At 64.1% G+C, this 20,917-nt stretch carries 18 protein-coding genes and 1 tRNA gene; 10 read left to right on the top strand and 9 right to left on the bottom strand.

Annotated features, from left to right (window positions below; all coding sequences use genetic code 11):
• The coding region (locus AOQ71_RS16985) for a methyl-accepting chemotaxis protein (protein ID WP_162268327.1) at positions 1-1,057 on the top strand (1,057 nt) is incomplete at its 5' end.
• Between the two features lie 64 nt (positions 1,058-1,121).
• Here the strand turns inward: AOQ71_RS16985 and AOQ71_RS16980 are convergent.
• The gene (locus AOQ71_RS16980; RefSeq protein WP_057748210.1) at positions 1,122-1,493 is read right to left on the bottom strand and encodes a DUF3175 domain-containing protein; all 372 of its coding nucleotides are present in this window, start codon (positions 1,491-1,493) and stop codon (positions 1,122-1,124) included.
• 125 nt (positions 1,494-1,618) lie between these two features.
• On the opposite strand from AOQ71_RS16980, the gene AOQ71_RS16975 reads away from it, so the two are divergent.
• From AOQ71_RS16975 to AOQ71_RS16965, 3 genes are all read left to right on the top strand, one after another.
• On the top strand, positions 1,619-3,106 hold the full coding sequence (locus AOQ71_RS16975) for an MFS transporter (RefSeq protein WP_057748207.1): 1,488 nt from the start codon (positions 1,619-1,621) through the stop codon (positions 3,104-3,106).
• Between the two features lie 4 nt (positions 3,107-3,110).
• Complete coding sequence (gene otsB, locus AOQ71_RS16970; protein ID WP_057748204.1) at positions 3,111-3,932, top strand: trehalose-phosphatase; 822 nt, start codon at positions 3,111-3,113, stop codon at positions 3,930-3,932.
• Positions 3,933-4,158: 226 nt separating this feature from the next.
• The gene (locus tag AOQ71_RS16965; RefSeq protein WP_057748200.1) at positions 4,159-5,622 is read left to right on the top strand and encodes a trehalose-6-phosphate synthase; all 1,464 of its coding nucleotides are present in this window, start codon (positions 4,159-4,161) and stop codon (positions 5,620-5,622) included.
• Between the two features lie 38 nt (positions 5,623-5,660).
• On the opposite strand, the gene AOQ71_RS16960 is transcribed toward AOQ71_RS16965, so the two are convergent.
• A complete protein-coding gene (locus AOQ71_RS16960) occupies positions 5,661-6,002 on the bottom strand; it encodes a hypothetical protein (protein WP_057748219.1) in 342 nt (113 codons plus the stop codon).
• 195 nt (positions 6,003-6,197) lie between these two features.
• Here AOQ71_RS16960 and AOQ71_RS16955 point away from each other — a divergent pair.
• The 6 genes from AOQ71_RS16955 to AOQ71_RS16930 all read left to right on the top strand — a co-directional run bounded on the left by AOQ71_RS16955 (position 6,198) and on the right by AOQ71_RS16930 (position 12,195).
• A tRNA-Ser gene (locus tag AOQ71_RS16955) sits at positions 6,198-6,287 on the top strand.
• Between the two features lie 283 nt (positions 6,288-6,570).
• Entirely contained in the window at positions 6,571-8,172 is a 1,602-nt protein-coding gene (locus tag AOQ71_RS16950) for an ABC transporter substrate-binding protein (protein WP_057748216.1), read from the top strand.
• Between the two features lie 86 nt (positions 8,173-8,258).
• Positions 8,259-9,269, top strand: coding sequence for an ABC transporter permease subunit (locus tag AOQ71_RS16945; RefSeq protein WP_057748197.1), 1,011 nt, complete (start codon positions 8,259-8,261; stop codon positions 9,267-9,269).
• Positions 9,266-10,174, top strand: a complete 909-nt coding sequence (locus tag AOQ71_RS16940) for an ABC transporter permease subunit (protein WP_057748194.1) — start codon at positions 9,266-9,268, stop codon at positions 10,172-10,174. The genes AOQ71_RS16945 and AOQ71_RS16940 overlap by 4 nt, the downstream gene beginning before the upstream one ends.
• Positions 10,175-10,192: 18 nt before the next feature.
• The gene (locus AOQ71_RS16935; protein WP_057748191.1) at positions 10,193-11,221 is read left to right on the top strand and encodes an ABC transporter ATP-binding protein; all 1,029 of its coding nucleotides are present in this window, start codon (positions 10,193-10,195) and stop codon (positions 11,219-11,221) included.
• Positions 11,218-12,195: a peptide ABC transporter ATP-binding protein gene (locus tag AOQ71_RS16930; protein WP_057748188.1), complete on the top strand. Its 978-nt coding sequence runs from the start codon at positions 11,218-11,220 to the stop codon at positions 12,193-12,195. Before AOQ71_RS16935 ends, AOQ71_RS16930 begins: the two co-directional genes overlap by 4 nt.
• Before the next feature lie 93 nt (positions 12,196-12,288).
• Here AOQ71_RS16930 and AOQ71_RS16925 read toward each other — a convergent pair whose 3' ends face one another.
• From AOQ71_RS16925 to AOQ71_RS47945, 7 genes are all read right to left on the bottom strand, one after another.
• On the bottom strand, positions 12,289-15,249 hold the full coding sequence (locus tag AOQ71_RS16925; protein WP_157083547.1) for a CHAT domain-containing tetratricopeptide repeat protein: 2,961 nt from the start codon (positions 15,247-15,249) through the stop codon (positions 12,289-12,291).
• Between the two features lie 223 nt (positions 15,250-15,472).
• Positions 15,473-16,186: a LysE family translocator gene (locus AOQ71_RS16920; RefSeq protein WP_245316920.1), complete on the bottom strand. Its 714-nt coding sequence runs from the start codon at positions 16,184-16,186 to the stop codon at positions 15,473-15,475.
• A gap of 21 nt (positions 16,187-16,207) precedes the next feature.
• A complete protein-coding gene (locus AOQ71_RS16915; protein ID WP_245316919.1) occupies positions 16,208-17,071 on the bottom strand; it encodes an oligopeptide/dipeptide ABC transporter ATP-binding protein in 864 nt (287 codons plus the stop codon).
• An 83-nt stretch (positions 17,072-17,154) separates the two neighbouring features.
• Positions 17,155-18,129, bottom strand: coding sequence for an ABC transporter ATP-binding protein (locus tag AOQ71_RS16910; RefSeq protein WP_057748178.1), 975 nt, complete (start codon positions 18,127-18,129; stop codon positions 17,155-17,157).
• Between the two features lie 3 nt (positions 18,130-18,132).
• On the bottom strand, positions 18,133-18,993 hold the full coding sequence (locus tag AOQ71_RS16905; RefSeq protein WP_057748175.1) for an ABC transporter permease: 861 nt from the start codon (positions 18,991-18,993) through the stop codon (positions 18,133-18,135).
• Positions 18,990-19,934 carry an ABC transporter permease gene (locus AOQ71_RS16900; RefSeq protein ID WP_057748172.1) on the bottom strand — a complete coding sequence of 315 codons (945 nt, stop codon included), beginning with the start codon at positions 19,932-19,934 and terminating at the stop codon, positions 18,990-18,992. The genes AOQ71_RS16905 and AOQ71_RS16900 overlap by 4 nt, the downstream gene beginning before the upstream one ends.
• A gap of 76 nt (positions 19,935-20,010) precedes the next feature.
• On the bottom strand, positions 20,011-20,917 hold a 907-nt coding region (locus tag AOQ71_RS47945; protein ID WP_245316918.1), incomplete at its 5' end, for an ABC transporter substrate-binding protein.

Here is a 20,917-nt window from a genome sequence, read left to right as displayed (position 1 = left end):
CGGCATCTCGCGGCCGATGATCGCGATGTGCAAGGCGATGCGTGAGCTTGCCTCGGGCAATTTCGACGTGGTGCTGCCCGGGCTCGGGCGCAAGGACGAGATCGGCGAGATGGCCGGCGCGGTCGAGGAGTTCAAGCTCCAGGCCGTTGCCAAGGCCGAGCGCGATGCCGCCGCCAGCGAAGCCCAGAACAGGGAGCAGGCCGCAAGCCGCCGCGCCGAGCTGATCCGCTTTGCCGACGATTTTGAAAGCGCTGTTGGTGCGATCGTGTCCAACGTTTCGGCGTCCGCCGTGCAGCTTGAATCATCCGCATCCACGCTGACCCGCACCGCCGAGACGACACAGACCTTGTCGAGCCAGGTCGCCGGCGTCTCCGAGCAGGCCTCGAGCAACATGCAGTCGGTCGCGACCGCGACCGAAGAGCTGTCGGCTTCGGTCGAGGAGATCGGCCGCCAGGTCCGCGATTCCAGCCGCATTGCCGAGGCCGCCGTGGTGCAGGCCAAGGAAACCGATGGTCGGATCGGCAAGCTCTCGCACGCGGCCCAGCAGATCGGCGAGGTGGTCAAGCTGATCACCGCGATTGCCGAGCAGACCAATCTTCTGGCGCTGAACGCCACCATCGAGGCGGCGCGCGCCGGGGAAGCCGGCCGCGGCTTTGCGGTGGTCGCGAGCGAAGTGAAATCGCTGGCGAGCCAGACCGCGAAGGCCACCGACGAGATCTCCTCGCACATCGCGGGCATGCAGGGTGCGACGGCCGAGTCGGTCGCCGCGATCAAGGAGATCGGTGCGACCATCGGCAAGATCTCGTCGATCTCGACCTCGATTGCCAGTGCAGTGGAGGAGCAGGGCGCCGCGACCCAGGAGATCGCCCGCAGCGTCCAGAACGTCGCCCAGGGCACCCAGACCGCCGCGACCGATATCGGCCAGGTCAACCGCGGCGCGGCCGAAACCGGTTCAGCCTCGGAGGAGGTGCTGAACTCGGCCAAGACGCTGTCGAGCGAAAGCACCCGCCTGCGCGCCGAGCTCGATCGCTTCATGGCGAATATCCGGGCAGCGTAGGACTCCGTCGCTTTCATACTCCGTCCGCTTGTCCGGGATGATAGCGGGTAAGGGGCGGCGCGCCTCATTCCCTCCCGAACGCCCGCTTCAGCTCCACCTTCGCCTTCTCCAGCCGCTCACGCTGAATCTTCGGCAAGGTCTTTCCGGCGCGGTTGATGTAGAACGTCAGCATCGACAGCGCGGAGCGATAAGCGCCGGTCTTGCGGCGCGCGCTGTGCTCGGCCGAGCGTTTCAGCGAGGCTGCGATCTTACGGGGGCTGGAGAGTTTGAACACGCCGCGTTTGAGATCGAGCGCGTCGCTCTCCTTCGTCACACGCTGCGACCAGCGCTTTGGCGCGGCGCGTTTTGTGCCTTTGCGGGCGGCGCTACGCCGCGTGCTGGTGTTCTTGCGTGCCGTCGTTTTGCGCGAATGTGTCGTCTTTCTGACCTGAGCCATGCGTCAACTCCTTGCGGCTGCAGCGGAAACGGTCGGCATTCGCCGGCGTTCCCAGGGGAACCGGCGGATGGCGCCGACGTTGTCGCAGGTGGCCGAAATGCCGCACCCCCAGACCCAGCAACCCCATGGAATTGCAGCAGAGCGCAGCGCTGAATGATGGACCTGCAGTCTCCGCGGCGGTCGCAACCGATCGCATCGTCGAGACCAGCATTCCCGCGCGGCTCGATGCGTTGCCCTGGAGCGGCTTCCACACCCGTGTCGTGCTGGCGCTCGGCATCACCTGGATTCTCGACGGGCTCGAAGTGACGCTCGCGGGAGCGCTTTCGGGTGCGCTGAAGCAGAGCCCGACGCTGCGCTTCTCCAATCTCGATCTCGGAATCGCCAATTCCGCCTACCTCGCCGGCGCCGTGCTCGGTGCGCTCGGCTTCGGCTGGCTGACCGACCGCATCGGCCGCAAGAAACTGTTCTTCATCACGCTCGCGCTCTATCTTTCCGCGACCGCGGCGACTGCGCTGTCGTGGGATATTGCCAGCTACGCGCTGTTCCGCTTCCTGACCGGTGCCGGCATCGGCGGCGAATACACCGCGATCAACTCGACCATTCAAGAGCTGGTGCCCGCGCGCTATCGCGGCTGGACCGACCTGGTCATCAACGGCAGCTTCTGGATCGGGGCGGCGATGGGGGCCGTCGCGGCCATCGTGCTGCTCGATCCCGCCGCGATCGGCCCCGATCTCGGTTGGCGTCTAGCCTATCTCATCGGCGCCACCATCGGCCTTGTCGTGCTGTTGATGCGGATGTGGATCCCGGAAAGCCCGCGCTGGCTGATGATCCATGGCCGCCCCGACCAGGCGCACGAGATCGTCGACGGCATCGAGCGCTCGGTGATCGGGCATGATCAGGAGGCGGACCGCGAGAGTTTTCCCAAGATGCGGCTGAAGATGCGCGATCACACCCCGATCCGCGAAGTCGCGCAGACGCTGTTCGGCACCTACCGCCAGCGCGCGCTGGTTGGCCTGGTGCTGATGGTCGCGCAGGCCTTCTTCTACAACGCGATCTTCTTCACTTTCGCGCTGGTGCTGACTGATTTCTACGGCATCAGCGCCGATCACGTCGGCTGGTACCTGCTGCCATTCGCAGCCGGCAACTTCCTCGGCCCGCTTCTGCTCGGCCGTCTGTTCGACACGCTCGGCCGTCGCGCCATGATCATGTTCACGTATGGCGTCTCGGGCCTCTTGCTGGCGCTATCGGGCTATCTGTTCTCGATCGGCGCGTTGAGCGCGCAGGGGCAGACCATCGCCTGGATGGTGATCTTCTTCTTTGCTTCACCCGCGGCGAGCGCGGCCTATCTCACCGTCAGCGAAACCTTCCCGCTGGAGGTCCGCGCATTGGCAATTGCGGTGTTCTATGCGGTGGGCACCGGCATCGGCGGTGTGATTGGTCCTGCGCTGTTCGGCGCGCTGATCGATACGGGATCACGCAACAGCGTGTTCGCCGGCTATCTGCTGGGGTCCGTCCTGATGATTGCGGCCGCAATTGTGGCATGGCGCTATGCCATCTCGGCAGAGCGCAAGTCGCTCGAACAAATCGCGCGGCCGCTCGCTTCCATGGAGTAGACTGATGAAATCCGAACTCGCTGAACCGGACCAGAAGCCCGCAATGCCTGACGAAGAAGCGCCCGATGCCGTGCCTGTGCCGCATGCGCTCGTTCCGCATCTCGACGAGACCGCGATTCTGCTCGACATCGACGGGACGCTGCTCGATCTGATGCCGACGCCGCGCGAGGTATGGGTGCCGCCGGGCCTTTCGGAGACGCTGACTCGCCTGACGGAGCGCACGTCCGGCGCCCTGGCCATGGTCAGCGGCCGCTCGCTCAACGACATCGACCTCATCTTCGCGCCCGATGTGTTTCGCGCGGTCGCCGGTCACGGCGCGGAGATGCGGCTGTCGGTGGACAACGAGGCCGACGACGTGCACGCGCCGCCGATGGACAAGGAGCTGAAGCGGCGCCTGGCTGCGATCGCAAAGCTCAGCCCCGGCATTCTGCTTGAGGACAAGGGCTATTCGCTGGCGCTGCATTATCGCCTCGCGCCGCATGCGGAGAAGGCGATTTACGAAGCCGTCTCGCTGATCCGCGCCGATCTGCCCAATGCGCCGATCGAGGTGCTGCCCGGCAAGTTCGTCTGCGAGATCAAGCATTCCGGGTTCACCAAGGCGACCGGCGTGCGGGAACTGATGAGGCATGAGCCGTTCAGGGGGCGTCGTCCGATCTTCATCGGCGACGACGTCACCGATGAAACCGTCTTCGCCATCATGCCCGACATGAACGGGCTCTCCTTCTCGGTGGGCCGTCGTGCCAAGGGCGTCAACGGCCATTTCGATGCGCCGAACGACGTACGTGCGTTCCTTGCGCGGCTGCTTGACGACACAAGGTCGGAATAAGGCGCGGTCATCTCATAGCCATATTTTCACGCGTGCAGTGCACCTGCGCGCGTCTCTTCCGGCTGTGCGAAACCAATCTTTCTCGAATGAAATCGTCGGGTTCCCTTGAGGGAAACGTGTTCCAACGCGCACGCCTGACTTTGGTTTCATTTCGTAGAAATGATGACAGGAACCATATTGATGAACGGCAGTTAAACGGGGTGGAATGAACAGGAGGGGACGACCTGTGAACTTAGTTGTCGTTTCAAATCGAGTTGCGCGCGGCAAACCCAACGAACCCATGACGGGCGGCCTCGCAGCGGCGCTGCTTCCCGTTGTCGAGCATTCGGGTGCTATCTGGGTTGGCTCCTCCGGCCGCGTGCGTGATGGCCATCAGAAGGAGCCGTTCGCCGAGATCGAGGCGCTGGGTACGGGTGCGATCGCAACGCTGGACCTGCCGGCGGCGCATTATGGCGGCTACTACGAAGGCTTCGCCAATTCGGCCTTGTGGCCGGCGCTGCACTCGCGCAGCGATCTGATCCGCGTCTCGCGCGACGACTATGTCAGCTATCGCGAGGTCAACGCCTTCATGGCGCGCGCGCTGATGCGCTTCCGCAAAAACAAGACGGCGTTCTGGGTGCAGGATTATCATTTCCTCGCGCTCGGCGCGGAGCTGCGGGATCTCGGCGTCGATGATCCCATCGGCTTCTTCCTGCACACGCCTTGGCCGGTCGTCGCGGTGATGCAGGGCGTGCCCAATCATCGTGAGCTGATCACGACGATGCTGGCCTATGACCTGCTCGGTTTCCAGACCGAGACTGATTGCCAGAATTTCCTCAACTATGCCGGCAGCGAGCTCGGCCTCGTCATCGAGGACGGCGTCGTGCTCTCGCAACACGGCCGCACGCGCTGCCAGGTGTTTCCGATCGGCATTGACGCGGAGAAGTTCGCTGCCTATGCCGCGAAATCAGCCTCGCATCCGGATGTCTCGCGCCTGCGCCGCAGCCTCAATGGCGAGCGACTCGCGATCGGCGTCGACCGGCTCGACTATTCCAAGGGGCTCGTCAACCGTATCTGCGCGTTCGACCGGCTCTGGACCGAGCAGCCGCAATTCGCGCGCAGCATCTCGCTGCTCCAGATCGCCAATCCGTCGCGCGGCGGCATCGAAGCCTATGGCAATCTCCAGAACGAAGTCGCCCGCCTCGTCACTGACGTCAACGGTCGCCATGGTGAGGTCGACTGGACGCCGATCCGCTATCTGAACAAGGGTTTTAGCCAGGCCGTGCTCGCCGGCCTCTACCGCACTGCGCAGGTCGGCGTGGTGACGCCGCTGCATGACGGCATGAACCTCGTCGCCAAGGAATATGTCGCCGCGCAGAACCCGGCCGATCCCGGGGTGCTGGTGCTGTCGAAATTCGCCGGCGCGGCCAACGAGCTCGACGCCGCGCTGCTGGTCAATCCGCACGACATCGACGGCATGGCGCGCGCGATCGCGGTCGCCGCAGCGATGCCGCTCACCGAGCGCAAGATGCGCTGGGACGCGATGATGAAGAAATTGCGGGGGCACACCATCCAGCAATGGTCGTCGGATTTCGTTGCCGAGCTGGAGAAGTGCCGCACCGAGAAAGTCGCGGCAGCTCCGCTCGCGGCACAACCGCCGCAGGCGCTGCGCTGGCTGAAATCGGCGATCTCAGGTGTGCGGCTGATCTAACCTCTCTCTGCCTCTCCCTTGCCGGGAGAGGTGAGCCCTCAATAGCAATACGACACGCCGTCCAGGATCGCGCATTGCCGCTTGTTCGGCGCGTTCGGATCGTCCATCGGCACCACGCCCTTGCCCTGGCCGACAAACACGCCGGGCCCGACATGCACGGAGCTCTTGTTGCCGATGATGATGCTCTGGTGCGGCGTGGAGCTGGAGCGGGTCCCGTCCGGCCATAGGATGGTATCGCCAGAGAGCACCCCGCGGCGCCCATCGTCGCAGGTCACATCGACGCCCTGCCTGCTGCAGGCCTGCGCCTTCGCAGGCCCGGTAAAGGCGGCGCCAAGGGCCGAAATCAGGCAAAGGGCGGCGAGGGTGTTGCGGATGGTCATGGCGTCCCCGGTCATGTCTGGCGTCTTCAGGTGAATCGTCGCGCCAAACCCGTGATGGGTTCAGCCGAAAGGGGCTCCCGGAGTCATAGCGATGCGAGTTTTTATGCTGTAAATACAACATGTTGCGGAAAATTCATCGGATTTACCTGCGATCCCTTGCAAAATCGCCGGCGCCCCTTCAAGAGAGGGCGCTCCGGAGAGATGGCCGAGTGGCTTAAGGCGCACGCTTGGAAAGCGTGTGTGCGGGAAACCGTACCGTGGGTTCGAATCCCACTCTCTCCGCCAGCCCGCACACGAGTGTAACCCATGTGTCCGGTACGTTCTGTCACCTATGTCTCGGGCCGCTCACACACACCCCAGCGAGGATGGACATTCTGCATCGCGTTTGGCCTTCGTTCTCGGCAAGCAATTGCGGGCGTATTCGCGAGCAGGCAGACGTGCAATGCACGCCAAGGCGCTCAAGCCCGCCGCATTGACAGGTGCAATGCCCAATCGCAATCTTGCCCCAGGCGTCTTTGGCGCAGCCGGCCTCAACCGCGCCGAGACAGTTCACAGGGGAGTTCCGACAGTGAACAGATCAATCCTGCTCGCCGGCGTCTGCGCTTTGGCGCTCGCCGTGGCCTCGCCCGTATCAGCCAAAACCCTGATTTTCTGCTCGGAGGGCAGCCCGGAGAACTTCTATCCCGGCGTCAACACCACAGGCACGTCGTTCGACGGCAACGAGCCGATCTACAATCGCATTGTTGAGTTCGAGCGTGGCGGCACGAAGGTGGTGCCGGCACTCGCTGAGAAGTGGACGATCTCGCCTGACGGCACCACCTACACCTTCGAGCTGCGCAAGGGCGTGAAGTGGCATTCGACGTCCAAATCGTTCAAGCCGACGCGGGACTTCAATGCCGACGACATCATCTTCTCGATCGAGCGGCAGTGGAAAGAGGATAATCCGTACTTCAAGGTCACCAGTTCGAACCATTCGTATTTCGGCGACATGGGGATGCCGAAATTGTTGAAGTCGGTCGAGAAGGTCGATGACTACACCGTCAAGGTGACGCTCAACCGGCCGGAAGCTCCGTTCCTTGCCGATCTCGCGATGGCTTTCGCGGCCATCCAGTCGAAGGAATATGCGGATGCTATGCTGAAGGCCGGCACGCCCGAAAAGATCGATCAGGATCCGATCGGGACCGGACCGTTCTATCTGGTGCAGTATCAGAAGGACGCCGTGATCCGATACAAGGCCTTCCCCGCGTTCTGGGGCGGGAAGGCGAAGATCGACGACCTCGTCTACTCGATCACGCCGGATTCATCCGTTCGCTGGGCCAAGCTTCAGAAGGGCGAATGCGACGTGATGCCCTATCCGAACCCGGCCGACATCGACGCGATGAGGAAGGATCCTAACGTGACCGTCCTGGAGCAGCCGGGCCTCAATGTCGGCTATCTGGCCTTCCAGACGCAGAAGAAGCCCTTCGACGACGTGCGCGTGCGCAAGGCCATCAGCATGGCCATCGACAAGAAAGCGATCATCGACGCCGTCTATCTGTCGACCGGCATCGCGGCCAAGAATCCCATCCCACCCTCGATGTGGTCCTATAACGACGAGGTCAAGGACGACCCCTATGATCCGGAGGCGGCCAAGAAGCTCCTGGCCGACGCAGGATTTCCGAATGGCTTCGAAACCGACCTGTGGGCCATGCCGGTGCAGCGGCCCTACAATCCGAACGCCAAGCGCATTGCCGAACTGATGCAGGCCGACCTCGCCAAGATCGGCGTCAAGGCTGAAATCAAGTCGTTTGAATGGGGCGAATACCGCAAGCGAATGCAGGCCGGTGAACACCAGATGGGCATGCTGGGCTGGACCGGCGACAACGGCGATCCTGACAACTTCCTGCACACCTTGCTGGGCTGCGATTCCGCGCAAACGGCATCGGGCGGAAACATTGCCAAGTTCTGCTACAAGCCGTTCGACGATCTGGTCGTGAAGGCCAAGACCATCAGTGATCAGGCCGAGCGGACCAAGCTGTACGAACAGGCGCAGGTGATTTTCAAGGAGCAGGCGCCGTGGTTCACCATCGCGCATGCCGTGCAGTTGAAGCCCGTGACCAAGAGAGTGATTGACTTCAAGCTGTCGCCGTTCGGCCGCCACACCTTCTACGGCGTCGACGTCAAGGAATAGCAGGAGACAAGGGCGGAGCGGACCAACGTTGCTCCGCCCATTCTTCTTGACCCTTTCCTTATCCAGAGAGGGTGGCAGGGAACGGCATGCTCCGGTTCATCTTTACCCGGTTGAGTCTTGTGGTTCCGACCTTCATCGGGATCACGTTGCTTGTCTTCGTGCTGATCCGCCTGATTCCCGGCGATCCCATCGAGACGATGGCGGGCGAACGCGGCATCGATGCTCTCAGGCACGAGCAATTGCGCAAGGAGTACGGCTTCGATCAGCCCGTGCTGGTGCAGTATGGCCTCTACCTGTCGCGGCTGGTGCATGGCGACTTCGGCCGCTCGATCGTCACCCATGAGCCGGTGATTTCCGAATTTGGCACGTTGTTCCCGGCGACCATCGAGCTATCGGTCTGCGCGATCCTGTTTGCGCTGTGCCTGGGATTGCCGGCCGGCATCATCGCCGCGGTTCGCCGCAACTCGATCTTCGATCATGGCGTGATGGGCGTCTCGCTGACCGGATATTCGATGCCGATCTTCTGGTGGGGATTGCTGCTGATCCTGCTCTTTTCGGTGCAGCTTGGATGGACTCCGGTGTCGGGCCGGATCGCGGTGCAATACTTCATCGAACCGGTGACCGGCTTCCTGCTGATCGATGCGCTGCTGGCCGGTGATTTCGGCGCGTTTCGCTCGGCGCTGTCGCATCTGGTGCTGCCCATGATCGTGCTCGGCACGGTGCCGCTCGCCGTCATCGCCCGCATGACGCGGTCCGCCATGCTGGAGGTTTTGGGCGAGGATTACATCCGTACCGCCCGCGCCAAGGGCTTGCCGTATTTCCGGGTGATCGCAATCCATGCTTTGCGCAATGCGCTGATCCCGGTGGTGACGGTGATCGGGCTTCAGGTCGGCGTGCTCTTTACCGGTGCGATCCTCACCGAGACCATCTTCTCCTGGCCGGGCGTGGGCAAATGGCTGATCGAGGGCATCAACCGCCGCGACTATCCGGTGCTGCAGGGCGGCACGCTTCTGATCGGCGCGATCATCATGATCGTCAATCTCCTGGTTGACGTCGCCTACGGACTGATCAACCCCCGCATCCGGTACACGCGATGAGCGCCGAAGTCCTCAAAACTCCCATCGTGTCGCAACCGGGCGCGCCGCCGCATCCGCTGTCGCAGTTCTGGTCCGACTTCAAGGCCAATTTCGGCGCCGTGGCAGGCCTCGTCGTGATCGTGGTTCTGATACTGCTCGCGCTCTTTGCCGATGTCGTTGCGCCGCATTCCCCGATCGTGACCAACAATGCGGTCTTTCTCAAGCCCCCGTTCTGGCAGCAGGGCGGATCGACCGCCTATCCGCTCGGCACCGACGCGATCGGCCGCGATATTCTGTCCCGTCTCATCTATGGCGCGCGGCTGTCGCTTCTGATCGGCATCGCGGTGGTCACCCTGTCGGTGGTGACAGGCACGGTCCTCGGTCTGATCGCCGGTTTCTTCCGCGGCGTGATCGAGATCGTGATCATGCGGCTCATGGACATCACGTTGACGCTGCCGAGCCTTTTGCTCGCGATCGTGATCGTCGCGATCCTGGGGCCAGGCCTGATGAATGCCATGCTGGCGGTCGCGATCGTGCTGCTGCCGCACTATGTGCGGATCGCCCGCGCCGCCGTGATCAGCGAGGTCTCGAAGGATTACGTCGTCGCGGCCAAGGTCGCAGGCGCCGGCCGGCTCCGCTTGATGTTCAAGGAAGTGCTGCCGAATTGCACGGCGCCCCTCATCGTGCAGGCCACGCTCGGCATTTCGACGGCAATCCTGGACGCGGCCGCGCTCGGCTTTCTCGGTCTCGGTGCGCAACCGCCTTTGCCGGAATGGGGAACCATGCTGGCCGACGCGCGCGAATTCGTGCTCCGGGCCTGGTGGGTCGTCACGCTTCCGGGCCTGGCGATTCTCGTGACCGTGCTGGCCTTCAACCTTCTGGGCGACGGATTGCGCGATGCGCTCGATCCGAAGCTCAAGCGATAGCACAGTGAAGTAGAGCCGATGCCGCTGCTCGAGATCAAGAATCTGTCGGTCGAGTTTCCATCCCAGCACGGGATGGTGCGCGCCGTTGATGGCGTCGACATCATGCTCGAAAGGGGCGAGGTGCTGGGGATTGTCGGCGAATCCGGCTCCGGCAAGAGCGTCGGCATGCTGGCCTTGATGGGGTTGGTGCCCTATCCGGGGCGCGTCCGGGCCGACAAGCTGCAGTTCGAGGGACGGGATCTGCAGACCTTGTCCGAGCGCGAGCGGCGCGCGCTCACCGGCAAGGACGTCGCGATGATCTTCCAGGAGCCGACGACATCGCTCAATCCCTCCTTCACGATCGGCTATCAGCTGGCCGAAACGTTGCACGTCCATGAAGGCATGGATCGCAAGGCCGCGCGGCGCCGCGTGATCGAGCTTTTGGAGCAGGTCGGCATTCCCGCGCCGGAGAGCCGGCTGTCGGCCTATCCGCACCAGCTCTCGGGCGGCATGAACCAGCGCGTCATGATCGCGATGGCGATCGCCTGCAATCCAAAGCTCCTGATCGCCGATGAGCCGACGACGGCGCTCGATGTCACCATCCAGGCGCAGATCCTCGATCTTCTCTTGTCCCTGCAACGCGATCGTGGCATGGCGCTGATCCTCATCACGCACAACATGGGCGTGGTCTCTGATACCACCGAGCGCGTCGCCGTGATGTATGCGGGCCAGATCATGGAGCAGCGCCCGACGCAGAGCCTGTTTGCCTCGCCGCAGCATCCCTACACGGCCGCGCTGCTGGCGGCACGCCCGGAGGCAAGCGATGGCGGACGGCTCGCCACCATTCCTGGCGTGGTGCCGGGACTGAGCGATCGGCCGCCGGGATGCCTGTTTGGTCCTCGTTGCATCTATGCGACGCCGCTGGCCGACAAGGTGCGTCCCGATCTGCGCCCCTGGATGGACGGCCTGATCCGTTGTCACTATCCGCTCGGCGATCCGACGCGGGATGAGCGCATCGCGGCCGATGGCGGCAGCGCGCCGATCCCTGAGCGCGAGACAACGTCATGACGGCGCTCGTCACCGCCACCGATCTCAAGCGCAGTTACGAGGTCAAGCAGGGCTGGCTTCGTCCGCCCGCGCATCTGCAGGCCGTGGGCGGCGTGTCGTTCGCGCTCGATGCCGGCAAGACGCTGGCGGTGGTTGGCGAATCCGGTTGCGGCAAGTCGACGCTCGCAAGGCTTGTGACCCTGATCGAGAAGCCGAGCACCGGCACGCTGATGCTCGACGGCGTCGATGCGGTCGATCCTCCGGCCGGCGCTGCCAAAACATTGCGCCGCACTGTCCAGATCGTGTTTCAAAACCCCTACGGGTCGCTCAACCCGCGCAAGCGCGTCGGCGCCATCCTTGAAGAGCCGCTGATCATCAACACCACGCTTTCGAAGCAGGAGCGGCGGGCGCAGGCGCTCGACATGATGGCGAAGGTCGGGCTGCGGCCGGAGCAATATGGCCGCTATCCACACATGTTCTCGGGTGGCCAGCGTCAGCGCATCGCCATCGCGCGTGCCTTGATGTTGCGGCCAAAACTGCTCGTTGCCGACGAGCCGGTCTCGGCGCTCGACATGTCGGTGCAGGCGCAGGTTCTCAACCTCCTGGCCGATCTGCAGCGCGACCTGGGGCTGGCTTATCTCTTCATCTCGCACGATCTCGGCGTGGTCCGTCACATCGCCGACGACGTGATGATCATGTATCTGGGGATCGCGGTGGAGCATGGGCCGAAAGAGCGCATCTTTGCGCGGCCGCTGCATCCCTATACCCAGGCCTTGCTTGACGCGACGCCGGGCCTCGGCCGCAAACGCCAGCGGATCGTTCCGAAGGGCGAGCTGCCGTCGCCGCTCGATCCGCCAAAAGGCTGCGTGTTCTCGACCCGCTGTCCCTATGTCACGGATCTTTGCCGCACGCAGCGGCCGCTACTGCGCCCGCTCGACGGCCGCCTCGTCGCCTGCCACTACGCCGAGCGTTTCCTGGACACACAGGCGGCTTAGACGGTGACCGGTAGCGAGAACCGCAGGTAGGCACTTGCCGGACAGAGCGTCAGTCAATCCCCGTTCCCACGCCACGGCTCTGCCCTGAATTCGTCATTCGGGCGTGTCCCGGCGCGCAGCGCCTTCGCCGATGATGGAGAACGGTCCCCAGAACGCCGGATAGGCATTCTCCGGGTTCGCCGTATCGCCAAGATAGGCCAGCATGGCGCGGCGCAGGGCCTCGGCACGGCCGATACCAGGGTCTGACTTGATGGCGTCGAAGGTCGCAGTCGTGAGCCGGGTCGCGGCATCGGAGGCGACTGCCCAGTGCGAAACCAGCAGGGCGCGCGCGCCGGCATAAAAGAAGGCGCGCGCCAGGCCCGACAGGGCCTCTGCGCCGGGCCTGTCACCCGCCACGGTGTTGCAGGCCGACAGCACCACCCAATCTGCATTCAGCTTGAGCTGGGCCACCTCGCTCGCGGTCAGGAGTCCGTCATCGAAATCACTCGCACGTTGCGGAATGCTCAGCGCCAGCGACGGTTCGGCCACGCCCTTGATGTCGCCGGCAACGAGACCGTGGGTCGCGAAATAGACGATCCGATAGTCCGAAAGAGGCAGCCGTTTCACGTTGGCCTCGCTCGCGTCGGCTTCAAGATGAAGGTCGCTCGCGGTCGCACCGACCTTCTGGGCAATCGCGCGAAGTTCGGTGGCGGTCTCGGGCAGCGGCGGCAGCGCCTTGCCGAGGATGGCGCGATCCACGCCCGCGCCTTGCCAATAGTCGGTATAGGCGCGCGTGTGTGCCGCCGTCCGCGGGGCGGCCGCTGGGACGCCGGCCGGGGCGGCACCCGCGCCGCGCGCGTCCGGCATGCCGAACACCGGATCGCCAAAGCCGATCATCGGCTGCGCCGCCGGCCGCTGGCGCGCATAGGCGCGCAATGCCTTGAGGCTCGCGACCGACGGCAGGACGCTGACGGCTTGCCGCTTGATCAGCCAGGCGGCGTCGCGATAGCCCGCAACGTCGGTAGGGTTCGGCGCGGCCGGCTGCTGCGTCAGCAGCAGATGAAACGGCAGGGCAGTGAGCGCGCCGGTCGGCACCACCAGCAAATGGCGCTTGTCCCTGATCAAGGCGTCGACAGGGTCGAGCAGGGCGACGTAGAGGTCGCGCGCCAGGCCGAGGTCGAACATTCCCGGCGCGCCGGCGCTGCGCGCCGCCACCCATTCGCCGACATCGAGGCCGCGGCGGAATGCCTTGACCTTGTCCGCCAGGGCGTCGGCACCGAGCGCGATGTCGTGCCAGGCGAAGCCGTCGCGCGTCACCGCAAAGACGCGGCTCTCCTTGTCATCAGGCAGAAAGAAGACCAGCGCCTCGTCGCTGCCGAGCAGGTTCTGGACTGCGCTCACCTCCAGCGGCTGCGGCCTTGTGAGCGCGGTAAACTCCGGAAACTCCCGCGCCAGCCTTCTGTCGCTTGCGGTGAGCCGTGCCTCGGCCTCGCCGCTCGCGCGGCGCAATGCATCGATCGCCTTGCGGTCGCGATCGCCCTCGGGCTTCGACAAGGCCTCGACGAGCTTGCGGTCAGTCTCGCGCCACGAGCCGGCGAGGTCCTGGTTCTCGCGCACCAGGGCGGAAAGTGCGCCGGCGCCGGAGGCGAAGCGCGCAGCGAATTGCTGCACGGCAACCGCCGCGGACGACTGGTCGGCCCACTGGGCGATCTCGAAGGCTTCGCGGGCGAGCATCGGTTCGGGCGCGAGCTGTTGACGCGCCGCAAGGGCAAGATTGGCGACGTGGCGGCGAAAGAACAGTGCGCGCTGCGCGACGAGGCCTCCGGATCGCTGCTTCTGCCGGGCGCTATCGGCCTCTCGGGCGGCATGGGCCAGCACCGCGGCGGTGGCTTTGCGTGAATAGGCGAGGGCGTTGGCGCCGTCGCCGGCCTCGGCATACTCGCGCGCAAGATTGTGCAGGGCATTGGCGGTGTCGGGGTGGTTCGCGCCGAGGCTCTTCTCGTAAATCGCCAGCGCGCGCGCGGTGAGTTCCTCGGCATCGGCGTACTTGCCGCGCGCCTCGAATTCGAGAGCGAGATTGTTGAGGATGTGCGCGACGTCGGGATGCTCCTGACCCAGCGCCCGCTCCTGGATCGCCAGCGCCCGCCGGTACAGTGCCTCCGCCTCCTCGCTGCGGTTCTCGCCGCCGTACAGCACGGCCAGATTGTCGAGGGTGTCGGCAAGATCGGGGTGGTTCGGCCCCAGCATCTTTTCCTTGATCGCCAGCGCCCGCTTGTAGAGCGCTTCGGCCTCGTCCGTGTGGCCCTGGTCCTCGGCGGTTGAGGCAAGGTTGTGCAGGATGTTGGCCACGATCGGATGAACCGGGCCAGTGGCCTTCTCCTGGATCGACAGCGCTCGCCGGAATAGTCTTTCGGCGTCGCCATAGCGCGCCTGGTCTTGATAGAGAAGGCCGAGGTTGACAAGCGCGGCTGCGACTTGGGTGTGGTTCGGGCCGAGGGCTTTTTCCGTGATCGCCAGCGCGCGCTTCAACATCGGCTCCGCTTCTGCAAAGCGCCCCTGTCCTTTGTACACGACGGACAGGTTGTTCAACGTCGCGGCGAGATCCGGATGTTCAGGTCCGAGGGCCTGCTCGCGGATCGCCAAGGCACGCTTGAACAGCCCCTCGGCCTCGTCGTAACGCGCTTCGTAGAGGTACACGGCGGCCATGTCGTCGAGTGCCGTCGCAACCAGCGGATGATTTGGCCCGAGCGCCTTCTCCAGGATCGCGGCAGCGCGCTTGTAGGCCGCTTCGGCGTCGGCATAACGGCCCTGGTTCTGGTAGGTCACGGCCACCTTGATCAGAATCAGGGCATAGTTCGGGTGCTCGGTCCCGAATCGGGCCTTTACGGCCGTCTCGAGCTTTTGCCATTCGACCAGTGCGTCGTCATATTTGCCCGCGGCCAGCAGCGTATTGAAGCGCTTCTGCACCGTTTCGATATCGGCGCGCTGTGCCGCCGCCGGCGCCACCGCAAGCGCAGCGACAGTTGCGAACCCGGCCGCCAGCGCTGCGGCTTTCCGTCGCCATTCGAGGATCATCTCGCGCCTCCTGATCCGCACCGCGATTGCATCGAGGTTGTGCCGTGCCCGAACGAACAAGGCAGGTCGATGACGCGCTTTGCTTCGTTCAGGTCCAAGAACGTTGGTGTTCTGTCAGCGCCTAACGGTTCGACGCGCCGCGCGCAAAGATGACCGCGCCGACGTTTTGAGCACGCGGCGGGTTCGGAACGTCGGTTTGTGAGAGTACGCTTCCTGGTATGCTCTACCGCTGCTCAGTGGCGATGCGCAAACCCAGAGCAATCAGGACCGCTCCGGTCGCGCCCTCCACAAGGCGACGCACGGTGGGGCGTTGAAGTGTACTCCGCACCTTGTGAACGGCTGCGGCATAAAATGCGAGCCAGAGGAAGGTCATGGCTGCAAAGACAATTCCAAGAGCGAGCAGTGTCGCAAAGGTCGAACCGCCCATCGGTGCAAACTGGGGAAGCAGGCTGGTGAAGAAAACGGCCATCTTGGGATTGCCTAGATCGCTGATGAGGCCCTGCCTGAAGGCCATCCAGGGGCTCACGCGGCCATGCGGGTGGTTTTCCTCCGCCATCCCCGAACCTTGCTCCGGCGGCCAAACGGCTTCGTACAACGCGACGAGGCCCAGATAGATAAGATAAGCGGCCCCCAAATACTTGATCGTGAGAAACAGTGGCGCCGACGCCACCAGGAGAGCAGCAAGGCCGACGCTGGTCGCCAGCGCCCAGACTGTCTGTCCAACTGCTATGCCGGCCGCCGTGCAAATCCCGCCAGTCCGCCCGGCCAAAAGGGTGCTGCGGATTGTCGTCGCCGTATCGGGCCCCGGCGTGACGATGACGATGATCGACGTCCCGATGAATGCAAGAAAAGTTAGCATGCTCTGCTGCTCCGCCACGTTGCCGGCGATTATACACATTGTCGGGGTTTTTGGCTCGGCGTAACCGATGAGCGTCATGAGGGCAGAAGTGCTCGCCGGCTATACGTTGTGGCAGGCAAGTGCTCTGTCGTCCACGGAGCGAAGTTCGGGAACGTCGACCAGGCAGCGATCGCTGGCCAGCGGACAACGTGGCGCGTAGGCGCAGCCGCTTGGCCGCTTGAAGAGGCTTGGCGGCTCGCCCGTTTCGATGGCACCGAGAATTCGCCTGGATGGGTCCGGCTTCGGAATCGCCGCCACCAGCGATCGCGTATAGGGATGGCGCGGATCGTCCAGAACTGTCCGCGTTGCGGCCTGTTCCACGATCCGGCCCATATACATCACGGCAACACGATTGCTGATTCGCCCGATGACGCCGAGGTCGTGGGAGATGAACAGCATAGACAGTCCGAGCTGCTCCCGCAGGTCCATCATCAGGTTGAGCACCTGGGCCTGCACCGACACGTCGAGGGCCGAGACCGGCTCGTCGGCAATCACGATGGACGGCGAGGGGAGAATTGTTCGCGCGATGCCGGCGCGTTGTCGCTGTCCGCCACTGAGTTCGTACGGATAGCGAGCGGCGAAGGACGGATCCAGGCCGACCGCCGTCAGCGCGGCGGCGATCGCGGCGCTGCGCCCGGCGCGACTGGTGAAGAAGCCGTTGATATCGCCAGCCTCCGCGACCGAGTCTCCGATCGCGCGCCGCGGGTTGAGCGATGCATAGGGATCCTGGAACACCATCCGGATGTTCAGGCGCATGTCGCGAAGGCCGGCGCCCGTCACGTCCCTTCCCTTGAAGCTGATGCTGCCGCTGTCGGGCCGGACCAGCCCGACGATGGACCGGCCCACCGTGGTCTTGCCGCAGCCTGACTCGCCGACGATTCCGAGCACCTCGCCCTCCGCCAGCGACAGCGACACGCCATCCACCGCTCGCACCTGATATTTTCGGCCGGCGCGCCTGACCTTGAAGGAGACCTTCAGGTCGTTGATGTCGAGGACAGCGTTTCCGTTCATCGCGGTCCCCCATCGTCCAAGGGGAAAGCGCAGAGCACTTCATGGCCTCGCGAAACTTCGGCGCGCGGTGGATCCGCCGTGCGGCAGGGCTCGCGCACCGCCGGGCATCGTGAGGCAAAGACGCAGCCGGCACCAACCGTGCCGGGTGCCGGCGGCTGGCCCGCGATGGTTGGCAGGCGGCGCGCGCCGAAATTCCGCGACGGCATGCAGTCCATCAGTCCGCGCGTGTAATGATGGCGCGGTCTGCCGAACAACGCCGCGACATCAGCGGTCTCCACGATCCGACCCGCATACATGACCGAAACGCGATCCGCGAGCTGCGCGATCACCCCCATGTCGTGGGTGATGAACAACATCGCCATGTCCAGGCGGTTGCAGAGCTCGCGCAGCAGGCCGAGAACCTGCACCTGGATGGTGACATCCAGGGCCGTGGTCGGTTCATCGGCAATCAGAACCTGGGGCCTGCAGGCCAGCGCGATCGCGATCATGATCCGCTGGCGCTGGCCGCCGGACAATTGATGCGGATACGCGGACAGCTGCATTGCGGGATCGGGCATGCGCACCAGCTCAAGCAGCTCGCGTGCCCGGGCGGTCGCCGGAGCGTCGGACACGCGATCATGCACGCGCACGGCTTCGGCAATCTGATCGCCGATCCGACGAACCGGGTTCAGCGAAGTCATAGGCTCCTGAAAGATCATGGCCATGCGGCCGTGGCCCGCTTCGACGCGCTGCCAGGGTTGCAGCTGTGTCACGTCGCTGCCCTCCAACAGGACTCGGCCGGCGCGGATCTGCGGGCCGGGCTGCGGCAGCAATCCCATCACCGCGAGCGAGGTCATGCTCTTGCCGCAGCCGGATTCGCCGACGAGGCCGAGGATTTCGCCCTTGGCAAGTTCGAAGGACACGCCGGCGACGATATCGACCGGTGCAGTCGCTGGCCCCAATGACACGGTAAGGTCGCGAACGGACAGCACGATCTAGCCCTTCTCGCCAAGGAGCTGACGGAACCGGGGGTCCAGGCGATCGCGTAGGGCATCGCCGACCAGGTTGAGCGAAAACGCAGTCGCCACGATCATCATGCCCGGAAAGAACAGCAGCCACGGCGCGCGGGTGATGAAGGTGCGCGATTCCGCCAGCATGTTGCCCCAGCTCGGAATCTCCGGCGGCGCGCCGAGGCCGAGGAAATCCAGCGATGCCGCACCAAGCTGCGCGAATGCGAAGACGAAGCTGGCCTGCACAAGAAGCGGTGAGACCAGGTTCGGCAAGATATGTTTACCGATGAGCCAGGCCGTTCCGGCGCCCATGCTGCGGGACGCCTCGACATAGGTCTCCGTGCGCAAGCGCAGCGTCAGGCCGTAAACGATCCGCGTCGTCGTGGTCATGTAGCCGAGCCCGATCGCCAGAATGGCGTTCACCACGCTCGGACCGAGGACGACGATCAGCCCAAGTGCGAGCAGCAGGCTCGGAAACGCCATGAGCACATCGACCATGCGCATCAGCACATGGCCGAGCCGGGGGAACAGGGCGGACAGCACGCCGATCGGCACGCCTGTCACAAGCGCGAACATGACCACGCCTGAACCGATCAGCAGTGCCATGCGCGCTGACTGGATGGCGCGGGACAAGGTGTCTCGGCCGAATTGGTCGGTGCCGAACCAATGAAGCGCGTTTGGAGGTGTCAGGCGGATCGACGGATCGATGGCGTAGGGATCGTAAGGTGCGAGCCAGGGCGCGAAGGTCGCGGCGAGCACGGTCGCGAGCAGGATGCCGAGCCCCATCAGTGCGATCGGTCGCGCGATGAACGGCTTCAGCCAGAAGATCGCGCCGTCACGGCTCATTGCAGTTCGACCCTGGGGTCGAGCAGGCGATAGCTCAGATCGACGATCAGGTTGACCAGGAGATACACGACGACGATGACCAGAATGACGCCCTGGATCACCGGATAGTCCCGGCGGAGGATCGACTGAACGACGAGGCGGCCGATACCCGGCAGGGCAAACACGGTTTCGGTCACCACGGCTTCGGACAGCAGCGCCGCGAAAGTGAAGCCGAATGCCGAGACCACCGCCAGGAGCGCGTTGCGCAGAATGTGCCGGGTCACGACCTGCCAGGGGCGGATGCCCTTTGCACGCGCCGTGCGCACGTAATCCTCGCGGGAGACGTCGAGCATGCTGGCGCGGGTCAGCCGCAGAATCAACGCGGCATTCGGCGCCGCAAGCGCGAGACTCGGCAGGACGAGATAGCGGAGATTGACGATGCCGCCTTCGAAGATCGATGGATAACCGGAGCTCGGAAACCAGCCAAGCCACGCGGCAAAGATCAGGATCAAATACAGCCCGACCCAGAACGTGGGAATCGAGGCCATCAGCATCGCGGCGCCTGATAGTCCCTGGTCGAGCCAGGTGCCGTGCCGGACCGCCGCGATCATGCCGATCGGCACGCCGATCAGCGTAACCCAGATCATCGTCATGGTGGCGAGCAAGGCGCTGGTCTCGGCACCATCGGCAATGACCGACAACACCGGCGCCTGGAAGAAGATCGACCGCCCGAGATTGCCCTCGGTCACGTGGCCGATCCAGGTCAGATATTGCAGGACGATCGGCTGGTCGAGGCCGAGCTGGTGTCGGAGGGCGTCGATCTGATCGGGCGTCGCGGTGTCACCGAGCAGAACGTAGATGGGATCGCCCGGGACGATATGGATGAAGGCAAAGATGATGACGGACGCCGCCAGAAGCGTCACCGCCGTCGTTGCCGCGCGCTTGAGTGAGTAAGACCACATGCGATCGTGCGGCCGATCAGCGGCGGCGATGCGCGCTGGCGGCGCTGGACATTCCCGGTGGTCTCATTGCCCGTCCTTACTTCGTGGACACATTCCAGAATGCGGGACCATTCGGGTTCAGTCCCTTCAGCTTGGGAGACGCGATGTCATAGGTGTAGGCATCGCCTACTTTCATCACCGGAACCTGGTCGTAGATCAGCGCTTGGATCTTGTCCCATGTCGCCTTGCGTGCGGCCGGATCGGTCGATCTGATCAGCTCGGTCCGCAGCGAGCTGATCTCGGGGCTGTCCCACCATCCCGGATAGCTCGCATTCAGGAAGGTGAAGAGCAGCGGATCGGGCGAGAAGGAATGGTGGGTGACAAAGATGTCCCACTGTTCCGGCTGGCCTCGCATCTTCAGAAGCGTCGCCCAATCGACGACCATCATCTGAACATTGATGCCGGCGTCTGCCAATTGGCGCGTGAAGACGGAGGCTTCATCATAGTGCGCCTGATAGTTGGTCGAGACCAGCAGGCGGATCGGAGTGCCCGTGTAGTCCGCCTCCTTGGCGAGCTCCTTGGCCTTCTTGGGATCGTGGAGGCTGTAGCCGGACACGCCTTCTGCCGAGTACCAGGGCGTGCCCTTGGGAAAGATCGACCCTTCGGCATTCCACAGCTCCTTGGAGCCGAAGGCGACGCGCAGGGCCTGCGACTTGTCCAGCGCGGTCTGGATGGCGCGGCGAAGCTTGTAATTGTCCTTCAGGATTCCCTGCTTCGAATTCATGAAGAAAAGGCCGAAGATCGGCGCGTTGGTACGCTGCACCTGAACCGATGGGTCCTTGCTCAGGGATTCGTACAGGTCGCCGGAGATCATTTCCGCGTAGTCGTAGTCGCCGGCCTGCACGCCGCTGACGCGGGTGCCGACATCAGGGACCGGAATGAACCGGATCTTGTCGAAATTGGCGACGCGGGCGCCGGCGAAGCCGTCGCCCTTTTCCTTCACC

This window comes from Bradyrhizobium manausense (genome assembly GCF_001440035.1).
Classification (GTDB): Bacteria; Pseudomonadota; Alphaproteobacteria; order Rhizobiales; family Xanthobacteraceae; genus Bradyrhizobium; species Bradyrhizobium manausense.
This window is presented reverse-complemented; position numbering and strand designations above follow the sequence as displayed.

Bases quoted from the DNA above. Each gene is read 5' to 3' on its own strand.
- AOQ71_RS16900 (WP_057748172.1), bottom strand. From the start codon at position 19,934: ATGTGGTCTTACTCACTCAAGCGCGCGGCAACGACGGCGGTGACGCTT.
- otsB (WP_057748204.1), top strand. From the start codon at position 3,111: ATGAAATCCGAACTCGCTGAACCGGACCAGAAGCCCGCAATGCCTGAC.
- AOQ71_RS16940 (WP_057748194.1), top strand. From the start codon at position 9,266: ATGAGCGCCGAAGTCCTCAAAACTCCCATCGTGTCGCAACCGGGCGCG.
- AOQ71_RS16925 (WP_157083547.1), bottom strand. From the start codon at position 15,249: ATGATCCTCGAATGGCGACGGAAAGCCGCAGCGCTGGCGGCCGGGTTC.
- AOQ71_RS16905 (WP_057748175.1), bottom strand. From the start codon at position 18,993: ATGAGCCGTGACGGCGCGATCTTCTGGCTGAAGCCGTTCATCGCGCGA.
- AOQ71_RS16980 (WP_057748210.1), bottom strand. From the start codon at position 1,493: ATGGCTCAGGTCAGAAAGACGACACATTCGCGCAAAACGACGGCACGC.
- AOQ71_RS16920 (WP_245316920.1), bottom strand. From the start codon at position 16,186: ATGACGCTCATCGGTTACGCCGAGCCAAAAACCCCGACAATGTGTATA.
- AOQ71_RS16935 (WP_057748191.1), top strand. From the start codon at position 10,193: ATGCCGCTGCTCGAGATCAAGAATCTGTCGGTCGAGTTTCCATCCCAG.
- AOQ71_RS16930 (WP_057748188.1), top strand. From the start codon at position 11,218: ATGACGGCGCTCGTCACCGCCACCGATCTCAAGCGCAGTTACGAGGTC.
- AOQ71_RS16960 (WP_057748219.1), bottom strand. From the start codon at position 6,002: ATGACCATCCGCAACACCCTCGCCGCCCTTTGCCTGATTTCGGCCCTT.
- AOQ71_RS16945 (WP_057748197.1), top strand. From the start codon at position 8,259: ATGCTCCGGTTCATCTTTACCCGGTTGAGTCTTGTGGTTCCGACCTTC.
- AOQ71_RS16975 (WP_057748207.1), top strand. From the start codon at position 1,619: ATGGAATTGCAGCAGAGCGCAGCGCTGAATGATGGACCTGCAGTCTCC.